The sequence below is a fragment of the Actinomadura spongiicola genome, from assembly GCF_003432485.1.
In the GTDB taxonomy this organism is placed as follows: Bacteria; Actinomycetota; Actinomycetes; order Streptosporangiales; family Streptosporangiaceae; genus Spirillospora; species Spirillospora spongiicola.
Genome location: NZ_QVNQ01000003.1, coordinates 864,770 through 888,094, shown reverse-complemented (window position 1 = coordinate 888,094; position 23,325 = coordinate 864,770). Strand labels below are relative to the sequence as shown.

Here is a 23,325-nt window from a genome sequence, read left to right as displayed (position 1 = left end):
GCGTTTCATCGCGGTGCGGAAGGTTCCCGAGGTCGGGCCGCGGCGGCCGAGGGGGTCGAGGGTGGCGCCTTCGGAGCGGGGGAAGAATTCGTACCAGGCGCCGTACAGGGCGCGTTGGCGGTGCACGGCCAGGGGGTACCAGTCGCTGACGGTCAACAACTCCCGCAACGGATGACGCTCCAACACGTCCTGGACGGTCGGGTCGGTCACCGCCTCCATCCGGTCGGTGACCGGAACGGTCTCGTCCCCCAACAGGTCGGCGAGCCGTTCCACGGTCGGCCGGTCCTTGCCGGGGACGGCCTCGGCCGCGCGGGCGAACAGCAGTGATCCTTCGGTGAGCATGAGGTCGACGTCCTGACCGCGCGGCACCTTGATCTGGGCGTCGTGCCACCAGTGCGCGATCGGATCACCCCACGCCTCCACCCGAAACGACCACGACCCCATCTCGGTCGGCGTCACCTCCGCGGCCCACCGGTCGGTTCCCGGAGCCACCTCCCGCATCCGCCGCCCCGGCAACTCCTCACCCTCGGGCGTGCGCAACACCACCGCCGCGCCCAACCGCTCGTGCCCCTCACGGAACACCGTCGCCGACACCTCGACCGTCTCACCCACCACCGCCTTGGCAGGCCACCGACCACACCCCACCACCGGCGCGACATCAATAATCGGAATGCGACCAACCCGCGGAATCCCGGTCCCGCCGGACGTCCCGGACTCGACGTGCATGTGCCGTCCCCTACCCGTGCGAACCTTCCAAAACGTCCATGTGCGGGAACGGGACAGGCAAAGTGCCTCCACCCCCCTGTCGCACCACCGGACCGGAGCACATAGCGTGACGTTGTGTGAAGGCAATCCGACGTTTCACAGTCCGTACCGTCCTTCCCGAGCCGCTCCGGCAGCTTGAGGAACTTGTCCTCAACCTGCGCTGGTCGTGGCACCACGAGACGCTCGACCTGTTCCGCGCCGTCGACCCGGCGTTGTGGAAGGCCGTCCACCACGACCCGGTCCGGCTGCTCGGCGAGGTCGCGTCAGACCGGCTGGCGCGGCTGGCCAAGGATCGGCGGTTCCTGCGCCGCCTCCGGGACACCGCCGACGACCTGCACGAATACCTGACCGCCCCCCGCTGGTACCAGTCGCGCGCCGGAGGACCGTCCGCGATCGCCTACTTCTCGCCCGAGTACGGCATCACGGCCGCGCTGCCGCAGTACTCCGGCGGCCTCGGCATCCTGGCCGGGGACCATCTCAAGACGGCGAGCGACCTCGGCGTCCCGATCATCGCCGTCGGGCTGCTCTACCGGCACGGCTACTTTTCGCAGTCACTCTCGCCGGACGGTTGGCAACTGGAGCGCTACCCGCCGATCGACCCGAACGGGCTGCCGCTGGTACTCCTCCGCGAACGGGACGGGTCACCGGTCCGCGTCGTCCTCGACCTGCCGAAGGGCCGGGGCTTGCACGCGCAGGTGTGGATCGCGCAGGTCGGACGCGTCCCGCAACTACTGCTCGACTCCGACGTCGAGGAGAACGACCAGTCGGCGCGGGACGTCACCGACCGGCTGTACGGGGGCGGCGGCGACCACCGGCTGCTCCAGGAGATGCTGCTCGGCATCGGCGGCGTCCGGGCGATCCGCGCGTACTGCCGCATCACCGGGCACCCGGAACCGGAGGTGTTCCACACCAACGAGGGCCACGCCGGGTTCCTCGGCGTGGAACGCATCCGCGAACTCGTCGCCGAGGAGGGTCTGACGTTCGACGAGGCGTTGGAGGCGACCCGCGCGGGCACGGTGTTCACCACGCACACACCCGTCCCGGCGGGCATCGACCGGTTCCCCCGTGACCTGGTCGGCCGGTACTTCGACGGTTCCGCCGAGAAGGTCGAACGGATCCTCGCGCTCGGCGCGGAGGACTACCCCGGCGGCGACCGCACCGTGTTCAACATGGCCGTGATGGGGATGCGTCTGGCGCAGCGCGTCAACGGCGTCAGCGAACTGCACGGGCGGGTCAGCCGGGAGATGTTCGGCGGGCTGTGGGGCGGCTTCGACACCGCCGAGGTCCCGGTCGGGTCGATCACCAACGGCGTGCACGCGGGCACGTGGGTGGCGCGCGAGATCCTGGAGCTGGCCGCGCGGGAGGTGCCGTCCATCCTGGAGTCCGGGAAGGGCTGGGAAGAAGTGCGTGCCCGCCCCGGCACCGAACTGTGGCGGATCCGCGGCGTCCTGCGGCGGCGGCTCGTCCTGGAGGCCCGGCGCAGGCTCCGCGAGTCGTGGCGGCAGCGCGGCGCGAGCGAGGCGGAGACCTCCTGGATCGACCACGCCCTCGACCCGGACGTGCTCACGATCGGGTTCGCGCGGCGCGTCCCGTCCTACAAGCGGCTCACGCTGATGACGAGCGACCCGGACCGGCTCCGCGCGATCCTCCTGAACGAGGAACGGCCGGTGCAGATCGTCATCGCGGGCAAGGCCCACCCGGCGGATGAGGGCGGAAAACGGCTGATCCAGGAGATCGTGCGGTTCACCGAGTCGGAGGACGTCCGGCACCGGATCGTGTTCCTCCCCGACTACGACATGGCGCTCGGGCAGTTCATGGTGCAGGGCTGCGACGTGTGGATGAACAACCCGTTGCGTCCCCTGGAGGCGTGCGGCACGTCCGGGATGAAGGCGGCCCTGAACGGCGCGCTGAACCTGTCGATCCGCGACGGCTGGTGGGACGAGTGGTACGACGGCCAGAACGGCTGGGCGATCCCGTCCGCCGACGGCCTCGCCGCCCCGGACCGGCGCGACGAGTTGGAGGCCGCCGCGCTGTACGAGCTGATCGAGGACCACGTGTCCGTCACGTTCTACGACCGGGACGCGGCGGGCCTGCCGCGCCGCTGGCTCGAAATGGTCAAGCACACCATCGCCACCCTCGGCCCGAAGGTGCTGGCGTCCCGGATGATGCGCGACTACGTCGAGGACCTGTACACCCCCGCGGCCGCGTCCGAACGCGCCATGGTCGCCGACCAGTTCGCGGGCGCCCGCGAACTCGCGGCATGGAAGCGCCGCGTCCGCAAAGCCTGGCCGGACGTCGCCGTCGAACACATCGAGTCGAACGGCGCAGAAAGCCCCCAGGTCGGCGCCCACCTCTCCGTCCGGGTCGTCGTAGATCTAGGCGGCCTCACCCCGAACGACGTCGCCGTAGAGGCGGTCTACGGCCGCGTAGACGACTCCGACGCCCTGATCGACCCGGCCTACCTGCAACTGGAGGAAGACGAACCGGCAGAGAACGGTCGAGTCCGCTACATAGGCGAGCTCCCCCTGAACCGCAGCGGCGCCTTCGGCTACAGCGTCCGCGTCGTCCCGGGCCACCCGATGCTGACCGGCCGCGCCGACATGGGCCTGGTCTCCCTCCCTCCCGCACCTCCCGGCATGACCAACGGCGACCTCCGCTAGCCGTCCTCGGGCTGCCAGGAGGGGACACCGATGGGCGGAAGGTGGGCACGACCAAAGCACTGCGGGCTCACCCGACGCCGTCACCACAACAGCGCCGTGGCGGGGCGGGTGACTGCACCTGGCCAGACGACCCTCCGCCTGGTGTGGCCGCGCACCAGAAACCGTGCTTCATTACGCATCGCGTGCCCTGTACTGACTTCGACATGTGTCTCGACCCTGTCCGCATCGACCACGGCCACCGCCAAACCTCGCAACTCCCGGCGACGGCCGCGTAGCTCGTTCACGGCTTCTTCGATATTCGGATCAGGATGATCCAGCTGCCGAGGTGAGGAGAGTTCTCCGCCCGCGTCGAGGGTCAGTGTCACAACGAATGGAACACGCGCACCCCGAAGAAGAAAATCTTGTACGGCTTCACGAGCTCTCTTGAGGAGGCCCTCCATATCGATATCGCCGGAGGTCGTGATGGGCCGGTCTTCGGTGTCCAGGTCGTCCGGGTCGATATCGAAGCCCGACCCGTCGACATGGAGAATGACCGGCCACAGCGACTGGAAGGATCTCCAGATCGCTTCGAACGTACCCCAGTCAAGCTCGTGCGACGGGAACGTCAGCGACGCATAGGCGTCGGGCACCGTCCCAGGTCGTACGAGATGGGCCCCATAGTCCTGGATGGTACTCCAGGTGTAGTAGTACGAGGCCGCATATATCTGCAGGTGCAGGGAGTCGGTGTTGTGCTCCCGTCCAGCGAGAAGGACCTGAGCTGATGCATAAGAGTCACCGACGGCATGCTCGTCCAATGCCCGCAGCGGGGCTCCCTGCGAGGCGGAACGGCTGAGAACCCGATCCAGCATCTCTGCGGCGCCCAGGTGATGAGACACACAGAAGATCCTGATTCCGTAGGGCATGACGACGAACTTCCCAACCTACTCGGCCATCCGGACGACGATGATGTTGAATCCATACGTTTTCCGGAGCCACTCATCCTTGGCCTGCTGTTCTGCAGTGTACGGCGAGCGACCCGTTTTGCACTCGATGTATCCAAGAAGCTCACCAGTATTCTCGTCCCAGACGCCGAGATCAAGTCGCCTCGGTCCGTCGAACCCTGGAACCTCGAAGGTGAGTGCCGCGCGATCCTCCTGCTCCATCAGCACTTTTCGCCCACGTTCCCGCAAGAACGCGGCCACCTCCCTTTCCCAGGCCTCACCGACGAGCTTGTTGATCCGCAGGACGAGCCTCGGGCCGACCAGATGACGCGGAGTTGTCGTCGTGTCCTGGACTCTCCCGAGACCATCGACGATGAAGCGGCACCGTGGAGCATTCCGGTTCGTCGATGGCGGAGTGCTACACGCGACGTCAAGTTGCTGCCGGATGCGAACGATGAAGCCGTCCCAGGTGCGCAGGAACGAATGTGCGCTGCTCACCACCTTGCGGAAGGTGGTGACACCGCCGCCGATGCGCCAAATGGCTTTACCGATCTTCGGTAGCTTTCCGGCCACCGCCGCGAGTTTGAGTGGTCCGAGAGCGTTGAGTGCGGTGAACAGGCAACCCGCGATATCACCTTTGGTGAAGCAGGCGACGGCGTCGTTCCAGCCGATGACGTCTAGAACGATCTCCCCGCCGATGGAGACGATATAGTCGGTCAGCCTTCGACCGCTGTCGGCTCCTGCCTTGCGGTATTGGCTGACGAGGGATTTCCCGCCCTCTTCGTAAAGAATTTCGTCATTGGTGTAGTAGACGCCCACGCCCGGAGTCGGGGTCTGATTCTGGTCCGCCTCTTGCTTAAGCTTCTCCTGCTCACGCAGCTTCTGCTCGGCGATTCTTGCGGCTTCTGCCGCGGCCTTTGCCGCGGCTGCCGCGTCCTTTCCGGCCTGAATGGCGTCGGCACGGGCCTGCATGGCCGCCCGGTAGGCTTGCCAGGCGGATGCGCGGGCCTGGTCGGCTGAGGTCGCGGCGCGGGCGGCGGACTCCCGCGAACTTCGGGCCGCCTTGGCCGCGGACTCGGCGGCGGCGATGGCGCTCTTGGCCGACCGCGCGGCGCGGGCGGCCGCTTCGTCGGCCTTCGCCGCGGAGGCGCGTGCGCCGGCGGCGTGGGCGGCGGCCTGGGTGGCGTAGGCTTTGGCCTGTTTTGCGGCGGCGTCGGCTTCGGCGGCGGCGCCCTTGGCGCGGGCCGCGACCTCCTGCGCGTGCGCGGCGTTCTGGCGGGCGGTGGCGGTGGTGCGCTGCGCGTTGGCGATATAGGCGCTGATCTCGGCGTCGTGGGCGGTGGCGTCGGCGTCCCGCTGCCGGGCCTTGTGCTGCTCGATCTCCACGAAGGCGCGGACATGGGAGGCGGGACCCGAGAGCGCGGCCTGGGATGCGGCCTTCAGCTCCGGACCCGCGTCGGCCTGCATCTGACCGATGGCGATGCGGTCGTCGTTCTCCTGGGCCGCGGAGAACCCGAATCGCAGGAAGGCGCGCAGCGCCTCGGGGGTGTCGGCCTTCAACGCCTCGCCGGCCGCTTTTTTGACCTTCGGTCCGCCGTCGGCGCTGATGCGGCCGATCTCGATGCGGTACTCGTCCATCCTCGCCACGTGCTGACCCGTGGTGAGGAACTCGCGCACCTCGGTGCGGGCGCCCTTCTCGGCCTTGGCCGCGGCGGCTTCGAGTTCGGCGTTGTCGGTGGTCTCGGTGATGTGCCGGAGGCTGGCGCGGTCATCACTTTCGATCGCGTCGTCCAAGCCGGTGCGGACGAACTCGATCACATCGTCGTCGGTGTTGGCCAGGGCGTCCTCGGCGGCGGCTTGGACGTGCGGACCGCCGGTTTCGATCAGCCGGATCGCGACCTTGCGTCCGTTCAGCACGACGGTGGCGCGGGGGGTGCCCGCGGCACGGGCCTCAGCTATCAGCCGGTCGGTCTCGGCCTGGAATCTCTCTGCCTCCCCAGCGGCCCATATCTCCTTGGCCTTGCGCTCGTTGTCGGCCTCCAGCGCTTCTTCTGCCTCGGCGACGTGCTGGTCCTCCCACGACGCAAGGCGTGCCGCGTCGGCCTTCTGAGCCAGTTCATGGACTTTGGCGGCCTGGTCGGTGGCGGCGGCGGCCTGGTCGGAGGCTTTGGTCGCCTCGTTGGCGTGTCGGGCGGCGACCTGCGCGTTGTTCTTCGCCTCGCCTGCGTGCGCGGCGGCGTCATCCGCGGCCTTGGCGGCCTTCTCGGCGTACTGGGCCGAATTGTTGGCGTGATCCCTGGCGAGGTTGGCCTGGGATTCGGCCTCTCTGGCCAGTGCCACCACTCGGTCGGCGGCCCTGATCGCCGCGGACGCGCGGCGTTCGGCGTACTTGGCGGCGTTGTGGGCGTCCCGTGCTTCGGCGCCCGCCTCACGGGCGTACTCGCCCGCCTGATTGGAGAGGTCGGCGGCCTGGTTGGCATGAGCGCCCGCCGAGGCGGCGGCCTGCGCGGCGGCACCCGCGGCGCGGGCGGCGGCAGCGGCCGCTCCCGCGGCCTGGGCGGCCCTGCGCGCCCCCGCCGCGACGTCGCGCGCCTGTTCGGCGGCCCTGCGGGCATCGGCTGCACGCCCGGCATCGGCATGGGCGGCCTGCGCGGCCTGATTGGCCTTGGCGGCGGCCTGTCCGGCCAGGGATGCGGCGGTCGCGGCGCGGGATGCGGCCGAGGCGGCGATGCGGGCGGCGCGATTGGCGTCGGCGGCGGCGTCCAGGGCGATCTTCGCGGCGGCGGCGGCGCGCTTGGCGGCGTCCGCGGCGCGCTTGGACGCGGCGGCGGCCTTGGCCGCCGAGTTCTTCGCGTTCTTGGTGTCCTGCGCGGCCCGGTCGGTGGACTGCTTGGCGAGGTTCGCCGCGTGGACCGCCCTGTCGGCGGCCTCCTCCGCGGCGCCGGTGTGCAACGCCGCACGCTTGCCCGCGTCTTCGGCGAGGGCGGCCAGTTGCGCGACGGCGTCGGTTTCGGCGTCGCGGGCGGCCGCGACCTCGAAGCCCTGGCGCAGGAACTCGCGGACGTCCTCGATGGGGCCGTCCATCGCCCGGCTGGCGGCCGCCTTGACGGCCGGGCCGCCGGAGGCCGCCAACTGTGCGACCTTCAGACGGTCGTCCTTGTCCTGGGCCTCCTGGTAGCCGGACTCCAGGAACTTCTCCTGGTCGTCGGCGTCGCCGTCCATCGCCTTGCCGGCGGCTTCCCGGACGTGGCGACCGGTCGCCGCGGCCTGGATTTGGGCGATCTTGAGGCGGACATCCTCCTCCCATGGGTTCTTCCAACCGCCGTCCAGGAACCCTTTGACCTCGGTGGGACCACCATCCAGGGCGGCCTGTGCGGCGCGGCGCACGTTGCGGCCGCCGGTCGCCAGGACCTGCTCGACGCTGGTGCGCATATCGGTTTCGGCGGAGGTCCTGGCCCCGTTCTCGACGAACGCGACCACGTCGGCGTCGGTCCCGAGCAGAGCGGCCTCGGCCTGCCGTGCAGTCACCGGTCCACCGGTTTTGAGTAACTCGACCACCTGGCGGCGTTGATCGGGGACCGGTGGGTCACCGTGGCGGGCATGGGCGGCCGCATTGCCGGGCATTAGGCCGACGATCATCGTCAGCGCGACGAAAAGCGCCACCGTTCGGATCAGCCGGGAGTCGGCCGGGTCGATGGGCAGGCGGCTCCGATGGAAGGTCACAGCACTCAACTCCGGGGCGGTGGATGCGGGAGATATCGGACACCACGCCCTTACGGGCGGTGCGGGGAGTGCTCGACGTCCCGAGTAAAACTGGGAATGATCTTCCAGACAAGCGCGTATCGTCAGCGCGCTGGATTCTGTCGCTTACCAACAGTGGATCAACCGCCGACTGACCTGGATTGTCAAGAATCAGCCTTGGTGGCTGAACCCCGTGGCCGACTGTGGCCACCGCTACGGGTTTCGACTTCTCCAATCAAAAGATCGATGATCTGTGCTGTGTCAGATAAAAGCCGCTCAGCGAGGAAAAAGATCGCCGTGCGTATTCGGGTGACAACGGACATTGCGAGGTACGCCTAGCGGACAGTGCGCTGACCTCTGCACTCTGTGCCACCGGAATTGGGAACACCGCGCGCATTCCGCCGACCGCGTCGACGTTGAGGTGCCTCCCGCGCTGACTGGGGTCGGGGGAAGTGTCAGAGGTGGGGGTTAGGTTTCCGGGGCATGGTGAAGATGGTGGACGTTCCGGCTGAGTGGCGCGAGCACATCCATCCCCGGCGCGGTGGTGTTCCCGGGCCCACGGTCGTGGTGGACGGGGACGCGGCGGAGCGGGCGCGGGAGTGGTGGCGTGCGGCGCGGCCGATCGCCGAGGACATGGCGGAGCACGAGCGCACCGACCCGGAGCTGGGCAAGGCCGTTCGGGCATGGCTGGCCGGAGAACCCGACCCCGTCGGTGCGGCGGCCGTCGCCTCGATCGCGGTGCAATACGTCCGGGACGTCGACGGTGCGGCGTTCCTGGACGCCTGGGTACTCCACCGCGGGCTGGCGTTCGCCGCGTGCGCGGTCACCGAGGCGTCCGCCATCGAGCTGGGCCCGGTGCCGCACCCGCGGAGAACAGATGCCAACGACGTCGTCCACCTCATCGCCTACGTCGGAGAAGGGCCGAAGGGGTGGCGTGGGGAGATCCGGCGCCCGACCCGCGGGGACTACCGGATCGCGGGTCGGTGGGTCGCCGAGGACTCGGTGGTCAAGCGGCTCCGCGCGCTGCTGGCGGCGGCTCCGGAGGCCGAGTACCGCGACGCCGTCGCGCGGTTGTCGGAGCACCGCGGCGACGGCGCCAGGCGCGCCACGGCCACCTATCTCGTGCCCACCGAGAAGGCCTGGGCGGACGAGAGCCTCGACGAGTACACGGGAGTTCTCGACTACGAACACCGGCTCTGTTCGCTGTCCAGGGCCGCGCACATCGACCAGGTGGGCGGGATGGTGGTGACGCCCGCCGTGGTCGGGACGTTGCTCGACGGGTTGGGCGCGGACGCTCTTCCGCTGCTCCGCAGGCAACTCGGCTACGACGAGGAGAACCGTCCGATCGTGCTGCGGGGGCTTCTCGCGATCCCCGACGAAGCGATCTTCCCCGTCCTGCTCGACCATGTGGGCGGCAAGGACGTGCCCGCCGCGTTGGAGGAGGCGACCGAACGGTACCCGGCGCAGGCCGTTCGGGCGCTGGCACCGTCGGCCGGGGACGACACGACCCGGGGCATGGTTGCGGCCGGGCTGCTGCGCGGGCTGCTGTTCGCCGAGCCCGACCTCGTCGCGGAACTGCCGTCGGGGGCGGCCTTCGAGGGGCCGCGGCCACCGGTCCCGGACGCCGACGACCTGCCCGGCGCGCTCACCGGCAGGCCGCCGCGCGGCGCGAAGGTCGACTGGGCCGACCCGACGCTGCTTCCGCAGATCCTCACGCGGGGCCGCGACCGGGCGCTGTCCGCGCGGGCGACCCGGTGCCTCCTGGCCCTGCTCGCCAAGGACGCCCCCGAGGTCGCGGACGTCCGCGAGCACTGCGACCGGCATTCGCTGGCCGAGTTCTCCTGGGCGCTCTTCCAGCGGTGGTTCGCGCTCGGCGCGTCCACCCGGCACAGATGGGCGCTCACGCAGCTCGGCCTGATCGGCGACGACACGACGGTGCGGCGGCTCAGCGCCCTGATCCGGCGGTGGCCGGGCGAGGGGCGCACCGCGCGGGCCAAGGCGGCGCTGGACGTCCTCGCCCGGATCGGCTCCGACGTCGCGCTCACCCACCTGTTCGAACTGACCCGCAGGGGAAAGTACAAGGGGCTCAAGGCCACGGCGGCCCGGAAGATCGACGAGATCGCCGCCGCGCGTGGCATCACGGCGGACGATCTCGCCGACCGTGCCGTTCCCGACTTCGGTCTGGACGCCCGGGGCACGCTCGTCCTCGACTACGGCCCGCGGCGGTTCACCGTGACGTTCGACGAGCGGCTCGTCCCGCTGGTCGTGGAACCGAACGGGCGGGTCCGCAAGAGCGCGCCGAAACCAGGGCCGCGGGAAGACCCGGCCGCGCACGCCCTGTTCACCGGCCTCAAGAAGGACCTGCGCACGATCGCCGACCGGGAGATCAAACGCCTCGAACTGGCCATGACGACCCGACGGACCTGGACGCCGGACGACTTCCACTCCCTGTTCGTCACCCACCCGCTGATGGGGCACATCGTCCGCCGCCTGGTGTGGATCACCGACGGCGGCACCGCCTTCCGCGTCGCCGAGGACCGCACCTACGCCGACGTCGACGACGATCCGTTCACTCCTGCATCAGACGCCCGGGTCGCCATCGCTCATCCGGTGCTGTTGGACGATCTTGAGGCCTGGGCCGAAGTGTTCGCCGACTACGAGATCCTTCAGCCGTTCGAGCAACTCGGACGGCCCGTCTACCGCCTCACCGGCGACGAGCGCGCCGCGCGCCGGCTCACCCGCGTGGAGGGGCTCGCGCTGCCCTACGGCAAGGCCATGGGCCACTCCCAGGGGCGCTGGGAATCGGTGGACGCGGACGGCAGGTTCTCGGGCGCCTGGCTCGCCCGGCGCGACCCGGCGGGCCTGTACGTCGTGGCGGAGCTGACCCCCGGCATCGACCACTACATGTACGGCGAGGGGCACGACCAGAAGATCACCGCCCTGTGGGCGGGACCGGCCCCGGCGCGTCCGCCGAAGGACACCGTGCCGCTCGGGAACGTCGACCCCGTCACGATGAGCGAGGCCGTCCACGACCTCGTGCGCAGCGCGTACTGATGGGGCGTGGCCGCGCTATTCGGGGGTGAGGGCCTCGTAGACGGGGGTCAGGACGTCCGTGAGCGGGCGGCGGCGGATCTTGATGGGGGGAGGTGGGGCCACCCGGAGGACGAAGCCGGGCGGGACGGGCGGGGTCGCCGGACGGTCGCGGAGGCGGGCCAGGCCTGACGGGGGTGTCCAGAAGCCGGAGGCGGTGAGCGGCTCGTCTTCCATATCGAAGGGGTCGGGTTCGGTCTCCGCGCCGCGCCGCAGTGCCGCCAGCAGTTGCCGTCTGCCTCGGCCGTTCCACTGGAGGATGAGGAACGGGTCGTCGTCGAACGCCTCGGCCAGGAGGTACAGGACGGCGGCGGCGTGCTTGCACGGGTCGCCCCAGTCGGGGCAGTCGCACATCAGGTGCAGGTCTTCGGCCGAGTAGGGGAACAGGGAGAGGCCCAGTTCGGCGAAGACCCATTCGATCTCCGGCGGCATCTCCCCGGCGAGCAGCCGGGCGCGGAACACGGCCCGGGACGCCAGCTCCCGCTCCGCCGCGCGCCAGCCGTCCGCGTCGATCGCCTCGATGCCGAGCGCCACCTCGTACGGGTCGGGAGCCGACCCGTGAACCCGCGCGGTGACCTCGTAGGGGGCGACCTTCAGGTCGAACACGTGGCCCTTGCGGGCGTAGGCGCGGCCGCGTTGGAGTCGGCCCTTGTCGGCGAACGACTCGACCAGGTCGATGAAGCGGCGCGACCACCACTGGGAGCCGATCGAGCCGCGTTTCGTGCGGGCCCTGATGCCCTCGAAGCCCTCGTCGTCCATCAGTCGCTCACCGCCTCGGGGGACAGGCGCAGGACGTCGCGCAGTTCCGCGACGGACAGTTCGGTCAGCCACTCCTCGCCGGTGCCGACGATGGAGTCGGCGAGGGCCTTCTTGCGTTCGATCATCTCGTCGACGCGCTCCTCCATCGTCCCGACGCAGATGAACTTGCGGACCTGGACGTTGCGGGTCTGCCCGATCCGGAACGCGCGGTCGGTGGCCTGGTCCTCGACGGCGGGGTTCCACCAGCGGTCGACGTGCACGACGTGGTTGGCGGCCGTGAGGGTGAGGCCCGTCCCGGCGGCCTTGAGGGACAGCAGGAAGATCGCGGGCTCGGCGTCGTCCTGGAAGCGCTGGACGAGATCGTCGCGCGCCTGTTTCGACGTGCCGCCGTGCAGCCACAGGACGGGTCGTTCGAGACGGGCCGCGAGGTAGGGCTGGAGCATCGAGCCGAACTCGGCGTACTGGGTGAAGACGAGCGCCTTCTCGTCCTGCTCCAGGACTTCGGCGCAGATCTCCTCAAGCCGCTCCAGCTTCCCGGAGCGGCCGGGGAGGCGCGAGCCGTCCTTGAGCAGCTGCGCCGGATGGTTGCAGACCTGTTTCAGCTTCGCCATGGTCGCCAGGACGAGCCCGCGGCGCTGCGTCTCGTCCGCCTCGGCGATCTGGGCGAGCATGTCCTCCACGGTGGCCTGGTAGAGGGAGGCCTGCTCGGTGGTGAGGTTGCAGTAGACCTTGATCTCCTGCTTCTCCGGCAAGTCCGAAATAATCGACTTGTCGGTTTTGAGGCGGCGGAGGACGAACGGCTGGGTCGCCCGCCGCAGCGCCAGCGCCGCCTGCTCGTCGCCCTCCCGCTCGATCGGGATCGCGAACCGTCGCCGGAACTCGGCGCGCGGGCCGAGCAGCCCGGGGTTCGCGAACTCCATGATCGACCAGAGTTCGGTCAGATGGTTCTCCACCGGCGTTCCGGTGAGCGCGATGCGGGCGCGGGCCGGGATGCTCCGCACCGCCCTGGCCTGCCGGGTCCCGCTGTTCTTGAGCGCCTGCGCCTCGTCGCAGACGACCCGTTCCCAGCCGATCCCGGCGAGGGTCTCGGCGTCCCGCGTCGCCGTCCCGTAGGTGGTGAGGACGAGGTCGGCGCCCGCGACGGCCTCGACGAGATCGTCGCCGCGGTGCCGGGACGTCCCGTGGTGGACGTGGACGCGCAGCTTCGGGGCGAACCGGGCCGCCTCCCGCTGCCAGCTCCCCACCAGCGACATCGGAAGGATCGCCAGGGTCGGGCCGGGCGCCGCGCCGTTCGCCCGCTCGTGGACGAGCAGGGACAGCACGGAGATCGTCTTGCCGAGGCCCATGTCGTCGGCGAGCAGGGCGCCGAGCCCCAGACCGTCCATGAAGGTCAGCCAGGCGAGCCCGCGCTCCTGGTAGGGGCGCAGTTCGGCGTCCAGCTCCTCGGGGGTGCGCATGGGGGTGAGACGGCGGTCGACCTCGCCGGAGAGGAGATCGCCCAGGGCGCCGGAGGCGTCCACGCCGGTGAGGGGAAGGGTGTCGTCGCCCGCGTGGACGACCGCGCGGATCGCCTCGGCGGCCGTCATCCGGCCCTGGCGCGGACGGCGGAGGAAGTCGAGCGCGGCTCGCAACTGTTCCTCGTCCAACTCCACCCACCGGCCGCGCAGGCGGACGAGCGGCGTCTTGAGACGGGCCAGTTCCTCCAGTTCGGCCTCGTCGATGCCGTCGTCGCCGATCGCGAGGTCCCAGCGGAAGTCGACCATGGCCTTCAGGTCGAAGCCGGAGGACGCGGCGGCCCCGGACGACGCCTCGGGGTCGTCGTCCCTGGTCGTCAGCCGCATACCGAGCTTCGCCCTGCCCGCCCACTGCGGGAGCAGGACGCCGAAACCCGCCGCGGCCAGCATCGGAGCCGCCTCGCGGAGGAAACGGAACGCGCCCGCCGTGTCGAGGAGCAACTCGGCCGGCTCCGGGCCGTCCAGCGCGCGGGCCAGGTCGGGGAACAGGCGCAGCGCGCGGCCGAGCCCGGTGAGAAGCGTCTCCTCGGCGTCCGCGAGCGAGGTGGCCTCCCCGTCCCAGACGAGCGCGGCCGGGACGTAGAGACTCGGGTCTTCGGTTCCTTGGAGGGCGAACTCCACCCGCCACGCGTGGTCGGTCTTCTCCTCCTCCTCGGAGGCGCCGGGTTCGGCGAGGCGGAAGCAGACGCGGAGGGGCCCCGACGGGCGGCGCGCGGCGGCGGCCCACGCCTCCAGTTCGGCGATGAGGTCGTCCGGGTCGTCGCGGGGCTCCCGCGCCACCCGCGGGGACGGGCCGGTCAGCGCCGCCACCCAGCGTTCGGCGAGGGGCAGCCGGTCCGGGACCTTGCGCCGCGACACCAGCAGCGGATGCGGCACCACTCCCCGGACGGCCGTGTCGACCAGACCGGACAGCGCCTCCCGCAGCACCTCGGCGGCGGGCCGTCCACCGTCGGCGGCGCGGCAGGCAGCGGGCATGGCGCGGGCCAGCGCCCGGTGACGCGCCGGGTCGTCGATCACCGGCCGCCAGCGGGCCACGAGGTCGCCGTCCTCGCGCAGCAGCGCGGGCAGCACCTGGCCGCGCTCGGTGAGATGGACGGCCTCGTCCGCGATCATGCAGAGGAAGCGCAGGTCGGTGCCGGGGATCACGTCGGCGGCGTCCTCGGCGGCCTGGAGCAGGGCCATGGCGGGGAACGGCTCCAGGACGAGCGCGGGCACCCGCCAGGGACGCAGCTCGGGCTCCTCGGACACCGGCTCGGGGCCCAGCTCGGCGGACGGCAGCGGATGGTCGCCGAGGGTGGGCAACGACATCGACAGTTCGACGCGGAACCCGGTGCGCACGAGCGGCTCGTACGACGTGCCGGTGAAGTCGCATGTGGCGAACGGGTGGACGTCCGGTGAGAGTTCGTGCGGCCCGGTGCGTTCGGCCCACAGGCAGAGCGCACCACCATGCCAGGTGGCGTGGGCGACGAGCATGGTTCCCGAAGCTACCAGCAGCCTCCGACGTCACGCGCCGCCACAGCGGCCCCGGAACGCGTCCGGCCCATATCTGGTTAGGCTCGTGGCGTTCGTCACCGAATCGCACAGGAGGGTCGCCGTGGGCGAGTTCGTACGGGTCGAGGTCGAGGACGGAATCGCGACGATCAGGCTGGACCGTCCGAAGATGAACGCCCTGAACGCCCAGATGCAACGGGAACTGATCGACGCGGCCCGCCAGGTCACGCAGGACGACGCGGTCGGCGCGGTCGTCCTCTACGGCGGCGAGAAGGTGTTCGCGGCGGGCGCCGACATCAAGGAGATGGCCCCGATGTCGTACGCGCAGATGTCGGCGGGCCACTCGCGGCTGCTCCAGGACTTCGCCAGGGCCCTCGCCGGAATTCCGAAGCCGGTGATCGCCGCGATCACCGGATACGCGCTGGGCGGCGGCCTGGAGGTGGCGCTGACGGCCGACTTCCGCGTCGCGGGCGAGGGCGCGAAGGTGGGGCAGCCGGAGATCCAGCTCGGCATCATCCCCGGCGCGGGCGGCACGCAACGGCTGTCCCGGCTGATCGGCCCGACCAAGGCCAAGGACCTGATCTTCTCCGGACGGCATGTCGCGGCGGACGAGGCCCTCGTGATCGGGCTCGTCGACCGCGTCGTCCCCGACGCCGACGTCTACACGGCGGCCAGGGAGTGGGCGGCCACGTTCGTCGGCGGTCCCGCGATCGCGTTGCGGGCCGCCAAGCAGGCCATCGACGCGGGCCTTGAGGTCGACCTGGAGACCGGCCTGGAGATCGAACGGACGCAGTTCGCCGCCCTGTTCGCCACCGAAGACCAGGCGGCGGGCATGAGGAGCTTCATGGAAGAGGGCCCCGGAAAGGCGAAGTTCACCGGCCGCTGAGCGCCTGGGCGTTCAGGACCTCGTCGGCATAACGCTCCGTCCAGCGACCAAGCGCGAACAGCGGTTCCAGCATGCCGCGTCCCGGGTCGGTCAGGTCGTACTCGACACGCGGCGGCGCCTCGGCGTACCGGCGGCGGGTGACGAGGCCGTCCCGTTCGAGGCGGCGGAGCGTCTGGTTCAGCACCTTGTGGCTGATGCCGCCGATCCGATCCCGAAGTTCGCGCGGACGGAGCGGGCCGTCCCGCAGCGTCCACAGCACGACACCCGTCCAGGTTCCTGACAGCAGGTCGAGGGCGAGGCGTGTCTGGCAGTCGGCTGCGTAGCGGATGTCGTCCATGGGCGCTCCCCGCGCATTCTGCCGTGCCCGATACGCACCGGATGGTGCCGAACGGACCCTCTACCTTCCGATCGACGGTAGTCGAGCGGGGAGGTTGTCATGCGGATCGGAGTGCTGGGCGCGGGGAACATGGCGGACGCGCTGGCCACGCGGTGGGCGCGCGGGGGACACGACGTTCGGATCGGGGCGCGGACGCCCGCGAAGGCGGTCGCGCTCGCGGAGCGCGTGGGTGGCCGGACGGTGGGCGGAACGCTGCGGGAGGCGGCCCGGTTCGGGGAGGTGGTGCTGCTCGCGGTCTGGTACGAGGGCGTCCAGGACGTGCTGCGCCAGGCGGGCCCGCTCACGGGACGGGTGGTGATCGACTGCACCAACCCGATGGAGCCGCCGTTCGAGGGGTTGAAGACGGGGGCGGGCCCGTCGGCGGCGCGGCGGGTCGCGGACGCGACCGGGGCGCGGGTGGTCAAGGCGTTCAACCTGTGCCACGAGAGCGTGTGGCGGCTGACGCCGCCGGTGTTCGGCGGGCGGCCGCTCGGCGTCCCGTTGTGCGGCGACGACGAGGAGGCGCTGGCGGTGGTCCGCGCGCTGGTGACCGATCTCGGGTGCGTGCCGATGGACGCCGGCGGGCTGGACCGGGCGGGGCTGCTGGAGGCGACGGCGGCGTTCGTGGTGGGGCTGTGGTTCGCGGGCCAGGACCCGACCGCCATGCTGCCGCCGCCCGAGCACGCCGGCGGTGAGCCGCTGCCCACTTCCGCGTGAATTCCGGCGCTCAGGTCTCGGCCGGATGAATCTCGGGAGTTTCTTGGGCGAGCCGCCCGGGCCCACCAAGATCGGCCGATAGCATCTCGCGCCATGCGACACGCGTATCGCACCGCGCTCGTGACGGGTGCGTCCAGCGGGATCGGCGAGAGCTTCGCCCGGCTGCTCGCCGGTCGCGGCACCGATCTGGTGATCGTGGCGCGCCGGGCCGAACGGCTGGACGTCCTGGCCCGCGAGCTGGTGGAGCGGTACCGCGTCGCCGTGGAGGTGCTGGCGGCCGATCTGACCGATCCCTTCCAGCGCGCCGAGGTGGAGGGACGGCTGAGCGCCGACCCGGTGGAACTTCTGGTGAACAACGCGGGCCGCGGCGCTTTTGGACCGTTCGCGGAGGCGCCGCTGGACGAGCAGCTCGCCCAGATCGAGCTGAACGTGACCGCGCTGGTCCGGCTCACCCGCGCCGCCCTGCCCGGGATGGTCGGGCGGGGCCGCGGCGGGGTGTTGAACGTGGCGTCGATGTCGGGGTTCACGCCGTCGCCAGGCAGCGCCACCTACGGGGCGACGAAGGCGTACGTGGCGGCGTTCTCGGAGAGCCTGCACTCGGAGGTGGCGGGCAGCGGCGTCCATGTGACCGCCCTCTGCCCCGGGTTCACGCGCACGCGCGACGACGTGCCGTCCCATCCGCTGTGGCTGCGCCGGGACGACGTGGCGCGGGCCGGGCTCGACGCGGTCGCGGCCGGACGGGCCATGTGCGTCCCCGGCGTGCAGTACAAGGCGGCGTTCCCCGCGTTGAGGCTCGTGCCGAGGCCGCTGCTGCGGGCCGCGGTGAACCGGATGCGGCACCAGGCGGCGGACACCTGGTGACTAAGGCCTCACTCGGCCTTATTGCTCGGATCTACAAACTCGCCACGCCGCGCTTGTCACGGGGGTGGCTTGACGACGGGCGCGCGGAATGGCGACGATCGAACCTACGGTTGCGTAGGTTGTGTATCGCCTGCTGGCAGCCCCTCCGGTGCCACGAGCACGGTGGCACCGTCCGGCCAGAACGCCCTCGTCCAGCGAAGGAACCGCATGTCCGTGACCCCCGAAGAGAAGCTCCAGACCGCTCTCCTGGTCGACCTCGAGCCGGTGGTCGAGAAGGAACTGAACCGGCACCTGTCGATGGCCAAGGAATGGTTCCCCCACCAGTACGTGCCCTGGAGTGAGGGCCGTGACTTCGACGGACCCCTGGGCGGCGAGCCGTGGTCGATCGAGCAGTCGAAGCTGAGCCTGGAGGCGCGCGAGTCGCTCATCGTCAACCTGCTCACCGAGGACAACCTGCCCGGCTACCACAACGCCATCTCCACGGCGTTCAGCCGCGACGGCGCCTGGGGCACCTGGGTGAACCGGTGGACGGCCGAGGAGAACCGGCACGGCATCGTCATCCGCGACTACCTGACCGCCACCCGCGCGGTCGACCCGGTCGCGCTGGAGCGTGCCCGCATGCGCCACATGGAGGCAGGCTACGAGGCCGACCACGGCGACTCTTTCCTGCACGGGGCGGCGTACGTGTCGTTCCAGGAACTCGCGACCCGGGTGTCGCACCGCAACACCGGGATGGCGTCCGGCGACCCGCTGTGCGAGCAGATGCTGTCCCGCGTCGCCGCCGACGAGAACCTCCACATGATCTTCTACCGGAACCTGCTGGCCGCCGCGCTTGAGGCCGCGCCGAACGAGACGATGCGGGCGATCACCGACGTCGTCAAGGGCTTCCAGATGCCCGGGCACAGCATCGACGGCTTCCTGCGCAAGTCCGTCGTGATCGCCAACGCGGGCATCTACGACCTGCGGCTGCACCACGACGACGTCCTCGTCCCGGTCCTGCGCAAGTGGAACGTCTTCGACCGCACCGATCTGACCGGCGACGGCGCGAAGGCGCTGGACGAACTCGGCGAGTTCCTGGCGCAGCTGGACGCCGCGGCCACCAGGTTCGAGACCCGTCGCGAGGAGCGCCGCGCCCGCCAGGCCGCCCGGAAGGAGTGAAGCGCCGGGAACGAGTGCCCGTTTTATGGCGTCAAAAGGGTTATGGGGAATGATCGGCGACTGGGGGCGTATCGGTTGCTGGGGGAGATCGGCCGGGGGAGCACCGCGATGGTGTACCTGGCGATGGACCCCGGCGGCCGCGAGGTCGCGGTGAAGCGACTCGCCCCCGAGGTGGCGGGGGAGCCGGAGGCGATCAGCCGGTTGGCCCGCGAGATGTCCGCGCAGTCGCGCGTCCGCAGCAGGTACGTCGCGCGCCTGGTGGACGGGGCCATCACGGCGGACCGGCCGTATGTGGTCATGCAGTACGTCCCGGGCTGCCCGCTCGGCGATCTGGTCCCGGCGTACGGGCCGCTGCGCCGTGACCGGCTCTCCCGGTTCGCGCGGCGGCTGGCGCTCGCGCTCGGGGACGTCCACGACGCGGGCGTCCTGCACCGGGACGTCGCGCCCGGCAACGTGATCGTGATGGGCGACCGGCCGACGCTGATCGACTTCGGCATCGCGCACGAGACCGGCGCCCCGCAGCTCACCAGGCGCGGGATGGTCGTGGGGACGCCCGCCTACCTGGCGCCCGAACTGATCGAGGGCGGACGCGCCACCCCCGCCTCGGACGTGTTCTCGTGGGCGGCGACCGTCGCGTTCGCCGCGACGGGACGTCCTCCTTTCGGGCGCGGCTCGCTGCACGGCGTGTGCTTCCGGATCCTCCGCGGCCAGGCCGACCTCGACGGCGTGCCGGAGCCGCTGGCCCCGCTGCTGCGGAGGGCGTTCGACCGCGACCCGGCGAACCGGCCGACGGCCCGCTGGCTCGCCGGGGCGCTCGCGGCATGCGACGGCACCGCGATCGGCCGCGCCGGTGTGACGGCGGCCTGACGATGGCGGCCTGACAATGCGGAGAACTTCGAGGACGATCGACGGGGGTAGGGTTTCGGAAACGATGAGGGGAGCTGTCACGTCCGGGGACCGAATCGGCCACTACAGCGTGCTCCAGACCCTGGGAGAAGGGGGAATGGGCGTCGTCTACCTCGGCGCCGACCCCGAGGGGCGCAACGTGGCCATCAAGGTGCTGCGGCCCGCGGTCGCGGGCGACGCCACGGCGCGTCGCCGGCTGGCCCGCGAGGTCGACTCGATGCGCCGGGTGCACAGCCCGCACGTCGCGGAGATCCTCGACGCCGACGTGACCGCCGACCAGCCCTACATCGTCACCCAGTACGTGCCCGGCCGGACGCTGGAGGAGATCGTCGAAGAGGCGGGGCCGATCTACGGGCCGGGCCTCCAGCGGCTCGCGGTCGGGCTGGGCACCGCGCTGTCGGCGATCCACGGCGCCGGGATCGTGCACCGGGACCTCAAACCCGGCAACGTCATGCTCGTGGACGGCGAGCCCATCGTGATCGACTTCGGTATCGCGCAGGCCGCCGACGCGACCCGGCTCACCGCCACCGGCATGGTCATCGGCACGCCCGGCTACCTGGCCCCCGAGCTCATCGAGGGCGAGGACGCGGGCCCGCCCTCGGACGTGCACGCCTGGGCCGGGACGGTCGCCTACGCCGCGACCGGCCGCCCGCCGTTCGGCTCCGGCACCTTCGAGTCGATCTTCTACAAGATCATGCAGGGCACGCCCGACCTGGACGGCGTGCCCGACGCGCTGCTGCCCGTGCTGCGGTCGGCGATGGCGCGGCACCCGGCCGAACGTCCCACCGCGGTCAAGCTGGTGCAGCTCACCCGCCGCATCCACCTCGAAGCCACCATCACCGACCAGACCATGGTCGACCGGCACTACCCGTCGTCCGCCTCCCGGTCGACCGGGTCCCGGTCGGCCGGTACGGTCCCGCCGGTCGAGGAGACGGCGCCCGACCACTCCAGGAACTTCTCCATGCCGCTGCCCGCGCCGTCTCCGCAGGACGCGCCGCCGCGGTCGAGCACGCCGGGGACCACCGCGATCCCGGCGCCAGGTCCTCCTCCGCCGCCCGCGCCGGCGCCCGCCCCGGCACAGCCGAAGGACTTCGTCGGGCAGCTCCCTCCGGCCGCGCCGCCGCCCGTCCCGCCGCCGGGGCCCGCGCCGTACTACGACCCGCGGCAGTACGGGCCGCCACCGAACCAGCCGCAGGACCAGCCGCGCCGGGGCGGCGCGTTGCAGCGCCGTCCGCCCGAACCGGAGGGTCCCCGCGGCGGCGAGCTTGAGCGCGCCGACCGGGCGCGCGCCGACGTGGCCGCCCGCGCCCGCGCCGAACGCGACCGTCGCAAGCCCTACGGCTGGTACCGGCTGATCAGCTTCCTCGTCCTGGTCGCGCTGCTCGGCTTCGCCGACATCGCGCCGCTGTTCGCGGTCGGCGTCACCATCGCCGGGGTGCTCGTCCTGCGGATGGGCGACAAGGCCGCCAAGGGCATGGAGGGACGGCAGACCCGGCGGGGCCCGCGCACCGGTGACGCCGTGGCGGCCGCGTTCCGGACGCCGCTGCACCTGCCGGGCGCCCTGATGGCCACCGTCCTGTGGACCTCGCTGAGCGTGATCGCCGGGCTGATCATTCTCGGCGTTCTGATCTTCGCCGCCGCCGGCATGACCGCCTCGAACGCCATCGCCTACTCCGCCATGGCGGTGATCGGACTGCTCTGCCTCGCGCCCGGCAGCGGCGCTCCCCGGCGGCAGCTCGCCCGGATCTGGGGCGCGGTGTTCCCGCGTTCGGGCGCGGCCGTGGCGGGCGCGCTGGTCGTCGGGGTGCTCGCCGCCGTGCTGGTCGTGATGGCACAGGAGCGACCGCCCGACACCGCCCCGCTGGACGGGATGAGCCGAGACCTGGAGGCGCTGCGCGCCGACGTCCGCGACCTCGTGTCCAACGTGCCGGGCATGTGAGCGGACGCGGCTCTCCGCGGCGCCTCCGATCGGTAGGGTGGCGTGCCATATGAGCGGCGACATCGACCGGCAGGCGCACATCGGTCAGTACCGGCTGCTGTCCAGGCTGGGCGGCGGCGACGGCACGGGCTCCGGAGCCGTCCATCGGGCCACCGGACCCGATGGTCGCGACGTGGCGATCAGGCTGCTCGCGCCGGGCGCGGTGCCCGACATCGCCCGGATGCGCGCGGTGCTCAGCCCCTATGTGGTGGACGTCCTGGACGGCGCCGCCGCGTCCCCGCCCTATGTCGTGTCCCGGTTCGTGCCGGGGCGGCCGCTGGCGGAGACGGTGGCCGAGCACGGCCCGATGTCGGGCGACGCGCTGCGCCGCATGGCGTTCGGGCTGGCCAAGGCGCTCGCCGCCATCCACCGGGCCGGCCTCGCGCACGGTGACCTCGGCCCCGCGACGGTCCTGGTCGTCGACGGCGCTCCCATCGTCGTCGACTTCGGGCTGACCGCCGCCGACGCCGCCGGGGACGTCCGGGCCTGGGCCGCCACCGTGGCGTTCGCCGCCACCGGAGCCGGCGAGGTGGTCGCCGACGCCCTGCCCGGCCCGCTGCGCCCGCTGGTCGCCGCGGCCTGCCACCCCGACCCCGGCGCCCGCCCCTCGGCGACCGAACTGGCGGAGGCGACGTCCCGGCTGCCCCTGCCCGAATCGCCCGCCCCACCGCGTCCCACACCGCCTCCTCCCATACCGCCTCCTCCCACACAGTCGCGTCCCGCGCCGGCGGCTCCGCCAGCGCCGCGCGCTCCTCAGGCCGCTGTGCCACCCGCCGCCCCCGTCGCCACCTCGGCCGCGCCCGGCTCCGCGTCGGCGGCGAACGCGCACGGGCTGGCCGTGGCGCGCGGCTGGGCGCGGCTGCTCGCGGCCATGGTCGTGGTCATCGCGGTCAGTGTCGTGATCATGGCGCCGATCGTGGGTCTGGCGGTGTCGCTGGGCGCGGTGACGCTGTTGCGGGTCGCGGGGACGACGGCGCGCGGCTGGGCGTGGGCCTTCGGCCGGACGCTGCTGACCGTCCCGTACGCGGCGGCGTTCACGGTCGCGGTGCCGCTCGGGCTCGTCGCGGTGTCCGCGGTCGGCGGCGAGATCGACTCGCTCAGCGCCTGCGCGTTCGGCGCCGGGGCCGGGGCGGCGGTGCTGTGGACGGCGCCGGGCGTCAGCGGCCCGCGACGGCAGCTGGAGCGGATGTTCGTGTCCGTCGCGCGGCGGCCGAGGGGCATCGCGACCGCGGGAGTGGTCCTCGGTGTGCTGGCGCTGGCGGCGGTGGTCGGCGCGCTGACGCTGACGCCGAGCTTCTCGCCCATGTACGGGCTCCAGAGTTCGCTGGAGAGCACGATGGACCGGTGGCAGACGGGCGTCAACCGCTTCTGAGGAATGTCACCCACGCCGCTACCCGCGAGTAACCTAGGGGTGCGCAGCCGAAGTCGGGACCCGGTTCCGAAGCCCATTCGGGTGTTTGGCAGGCTGTGACATCGAAGTCCGCCGCTGACCTCAGCGGCCAA

Annotated in this window: 15 protein-coding genes; 9 read left to right on the top strand and 6 right to left on the bottom strand. The window is 71.5% G+C overall.

Annotated elements, in window-relative coordinates; all coding sequences use genetic code 11:
- Nucleotides 1–726: maltotransferase domain-containing protein (locus tag D0T12_RS12800; RefSeq protein WP_117399799.1), on the bottom strand; the 726-nt coding region annotated here is incomplete at its 3' end.
- A 116-nt stretch (nucleotides 727–842) separates the two neighbouring features.
- On the opposite strand from D0T12_RS12800, the gene glgP reads away from it, so the two are divergent.
- On the top strand, nucleotides 843–3,425 hold the full coding sequence (gene glgP / locus D0T12_RS12795) for an alpha-glucan family phosphorylase (protein WP_117399700.1): 2,583 nt from the start codon (nucleotides 843–845) through the stop codon (nucleotides 3,423–3,425).
- An 80-nt stretch (nucleotides 3,426–3,505) separates the two neighbouring features.
- On the opposite strand, the gene D0T12_RS12790 is transcribed toward glgP, so the two are convergent.
- Both D0T12_RS12790 and D0T12_RS12785 read right to left on the bottom strand, forming a co-directional pair.
- Complete coding sequence (locus tag D0T12_RS12790) at nucleotides 3,506–4,327, bottom strand: hypothetical protein (RefSeq protein ID WP_117399699.1); 822 nt, start codon at nucleotides 4,325–4,327, stop codon at nucleotides 3,506–3,508.
- 18 nt (nucleotides 4,328–4,345) lie between these two features.
- On the bottom strand, nucleotides 4,346–8,068 hold the full coding sequence (locus D0T12_RS12785; RefSeq protein ID WP_117399698.1) for an ALF repeat-containing protein: 3,723 nt from the start codon (nucleotides 8,066–8,068) through the stop codon (nucleotides 4,346–4,348).
- 501 nt (nucleotides 8,069–8,569) lie between these two features.
- Between D0T12_RS12785 and D0T12_RS12780 the strand changes: the two genes are divergently transcribed.
- Nucleotides 8,570–11,140 carry a DUF4132 domain-containing protein gene (locus tag D0T12_RS12780; RefSeq protein ID WP_117399697.1) on the top strand — a complete coding sequence of 857 codons (2,571 nt, stop codon included), beginning with the start codon at nucleotides 8,570–8,572 and terminating at the stop codon, nucleotides 11,138–11,140.
- A gap of 15 nt (nucleotides 11,141–11,155) precedes the next feature.
- Here D0T12_RS12780 and D0T12_RS12775 read toward each other — a convergent pair whose 3' ends face one another.
- Nucleotides 11,156–11,935: an SWIM zinc finger family protein gene (locus tag D0T12_RS12775; protein WP_117399696.1), complete on the bottom strand. Its 780-nt coding sequence runs from the start codon at nucleotides 11,933–11,935 to the stop codon at nucleotides 11,156–11,158.
- On the bottom strand, nucleotides 11,935–14,922 hold the full coding sequence (locus tag D0T12_RS12770) for a DEAD/DEAH box helicase (RefSeq protein WP_117399695.1): 2,988 nt from the start codon (nucleotides 14,920–14,922) through the stop codon (nucleotides 11,935–11,937). The genes D0T12_RS12775 and D0T12_RS12770 overlap by 1 nt, the downstream gene beginning before the upstream one ends.
- Before the next feature lie 121 nt (nucleotides 14,923–15,043).
- Here D0T12_RS12770 and D0T12_RS12765 point away from each other — a divergent pair, with 121 nt between their 5' ends.
- The gene (locus D0T12_RS12765) at nucleotides 15,044–15,826 is read left to right on the top strand and encodes an enoyl-CoA hydratase/isomerase family protein (protein WP_117399798.1); all 783 of its coding nucleotides are present in this window, start codon (nucleotides 15,044–15,046) and stop codon (nucleotides 15,824–15,826) included.
- On the opposite strand, the gene D0T12_RS12760 is transcribed toward D0T12_RS12765, so the two are convergent.
- A complete protein-coding gene (locus D0T12_RS12760; protein ID WP_117399694.1) occupies nucleotides 15,813–16,163 on the bottom strand; it encodes a winged helix-turn-helix transcriptional regulator in 351 nt (116 codons plus the stop codon). The genes D0T12_RS12765 and D0T12_RS12760 overlap by 14 nt on opposite strands.
- A gap of 99 nt (nucleotides 16,164–16,262) precedes the next feature.
- Between D0T12_RS12760 and D0T12_RS12755 the strand changes: the two genes are divergently transcribed.
- The 6 genes from D0T12_RS12755 to D0T12_RS12730 all read left to right on the top strand — a co-directional run bounded on the left by D0T12_RS12755 (nucleotide 16,263) and on the right by D0T12_RS12730 (nucleotide 23,194).
- Nucleotides 16,263–16,919 carry an NADPH-dependent F420 reductase gene (locus tag D0T12_RS12755; protein ID WP_117399693.1) on the top strand — a complete coding sequence of 219 codons (657 nt, stop codon included), beginning with the start codon at nucleotides 16,263–16,265 and terminating at the stop codon, nucleotides 16,917–16,919.
- A 93-nt stretch (nucleotides 16,920–17,012) separates the two neighbouring features.
- Nucleotides 17,013–17,780, top strand: coding sequence for an SDR family NAD(P)-dependent oxidoreductase (locus tag D0T12_RS12750; RefSeq protein WP_117399692.1), 768 nt, complete (start codon nucleotides 17,013–17,015; stop codon nucleotides 17,778–17,780).
- Nucleotides 17,781–17,987: 207 nt separating this feature from the next.
- Nucleotides 17,988–18,938, top strand: coding sequence for an acyl-ACP desaturase (locus D0T12_RS12745; RefSeq protein WP_117399691.1), 951 nt, complete (start codon nucleotides 17,988–17,990; stop codon nucleotides 18,936–18,938).
- Between the two features lie 42 nt (nucleotides 18,939–18,980).
- Entirely contained in the window at nucleotides 18,981–19,805 is an 825-nt protein-coding gene (locus tag D0T12_RS12740) for a serine/threonine-protein kinase (RefSeq protein ID WP_117399690.1), read from the top strand.
- Nucleotides 19,806–19,869: 64 nt separating this feature from the next.
- Nucleotides 19,870–21,783: a serine/threonine-protein kinase gene (locus tag D0T12_RS12735; protein WP_158581481.1), complete on the top strand. Its 1,914-nt coding sequence runs from the start codon at nucleotides 19,870–19,872 to the stop codon at nucleotides 21,781–21,783.
- A gap of 49 nt (nucleotides 21,784–21,832) precedes the next feature.
- Entirely contained in the window at nucleotides 21,833–23,194 is a 1,362-nt protein-coding gene (locus D0T12_RS12730) for a protein kinase domain-containing protein (protein WP_117399688.1), read from the top strand.
- Nucleotides 23,195–23,325 lie beyond the last annotated feature (131 nt).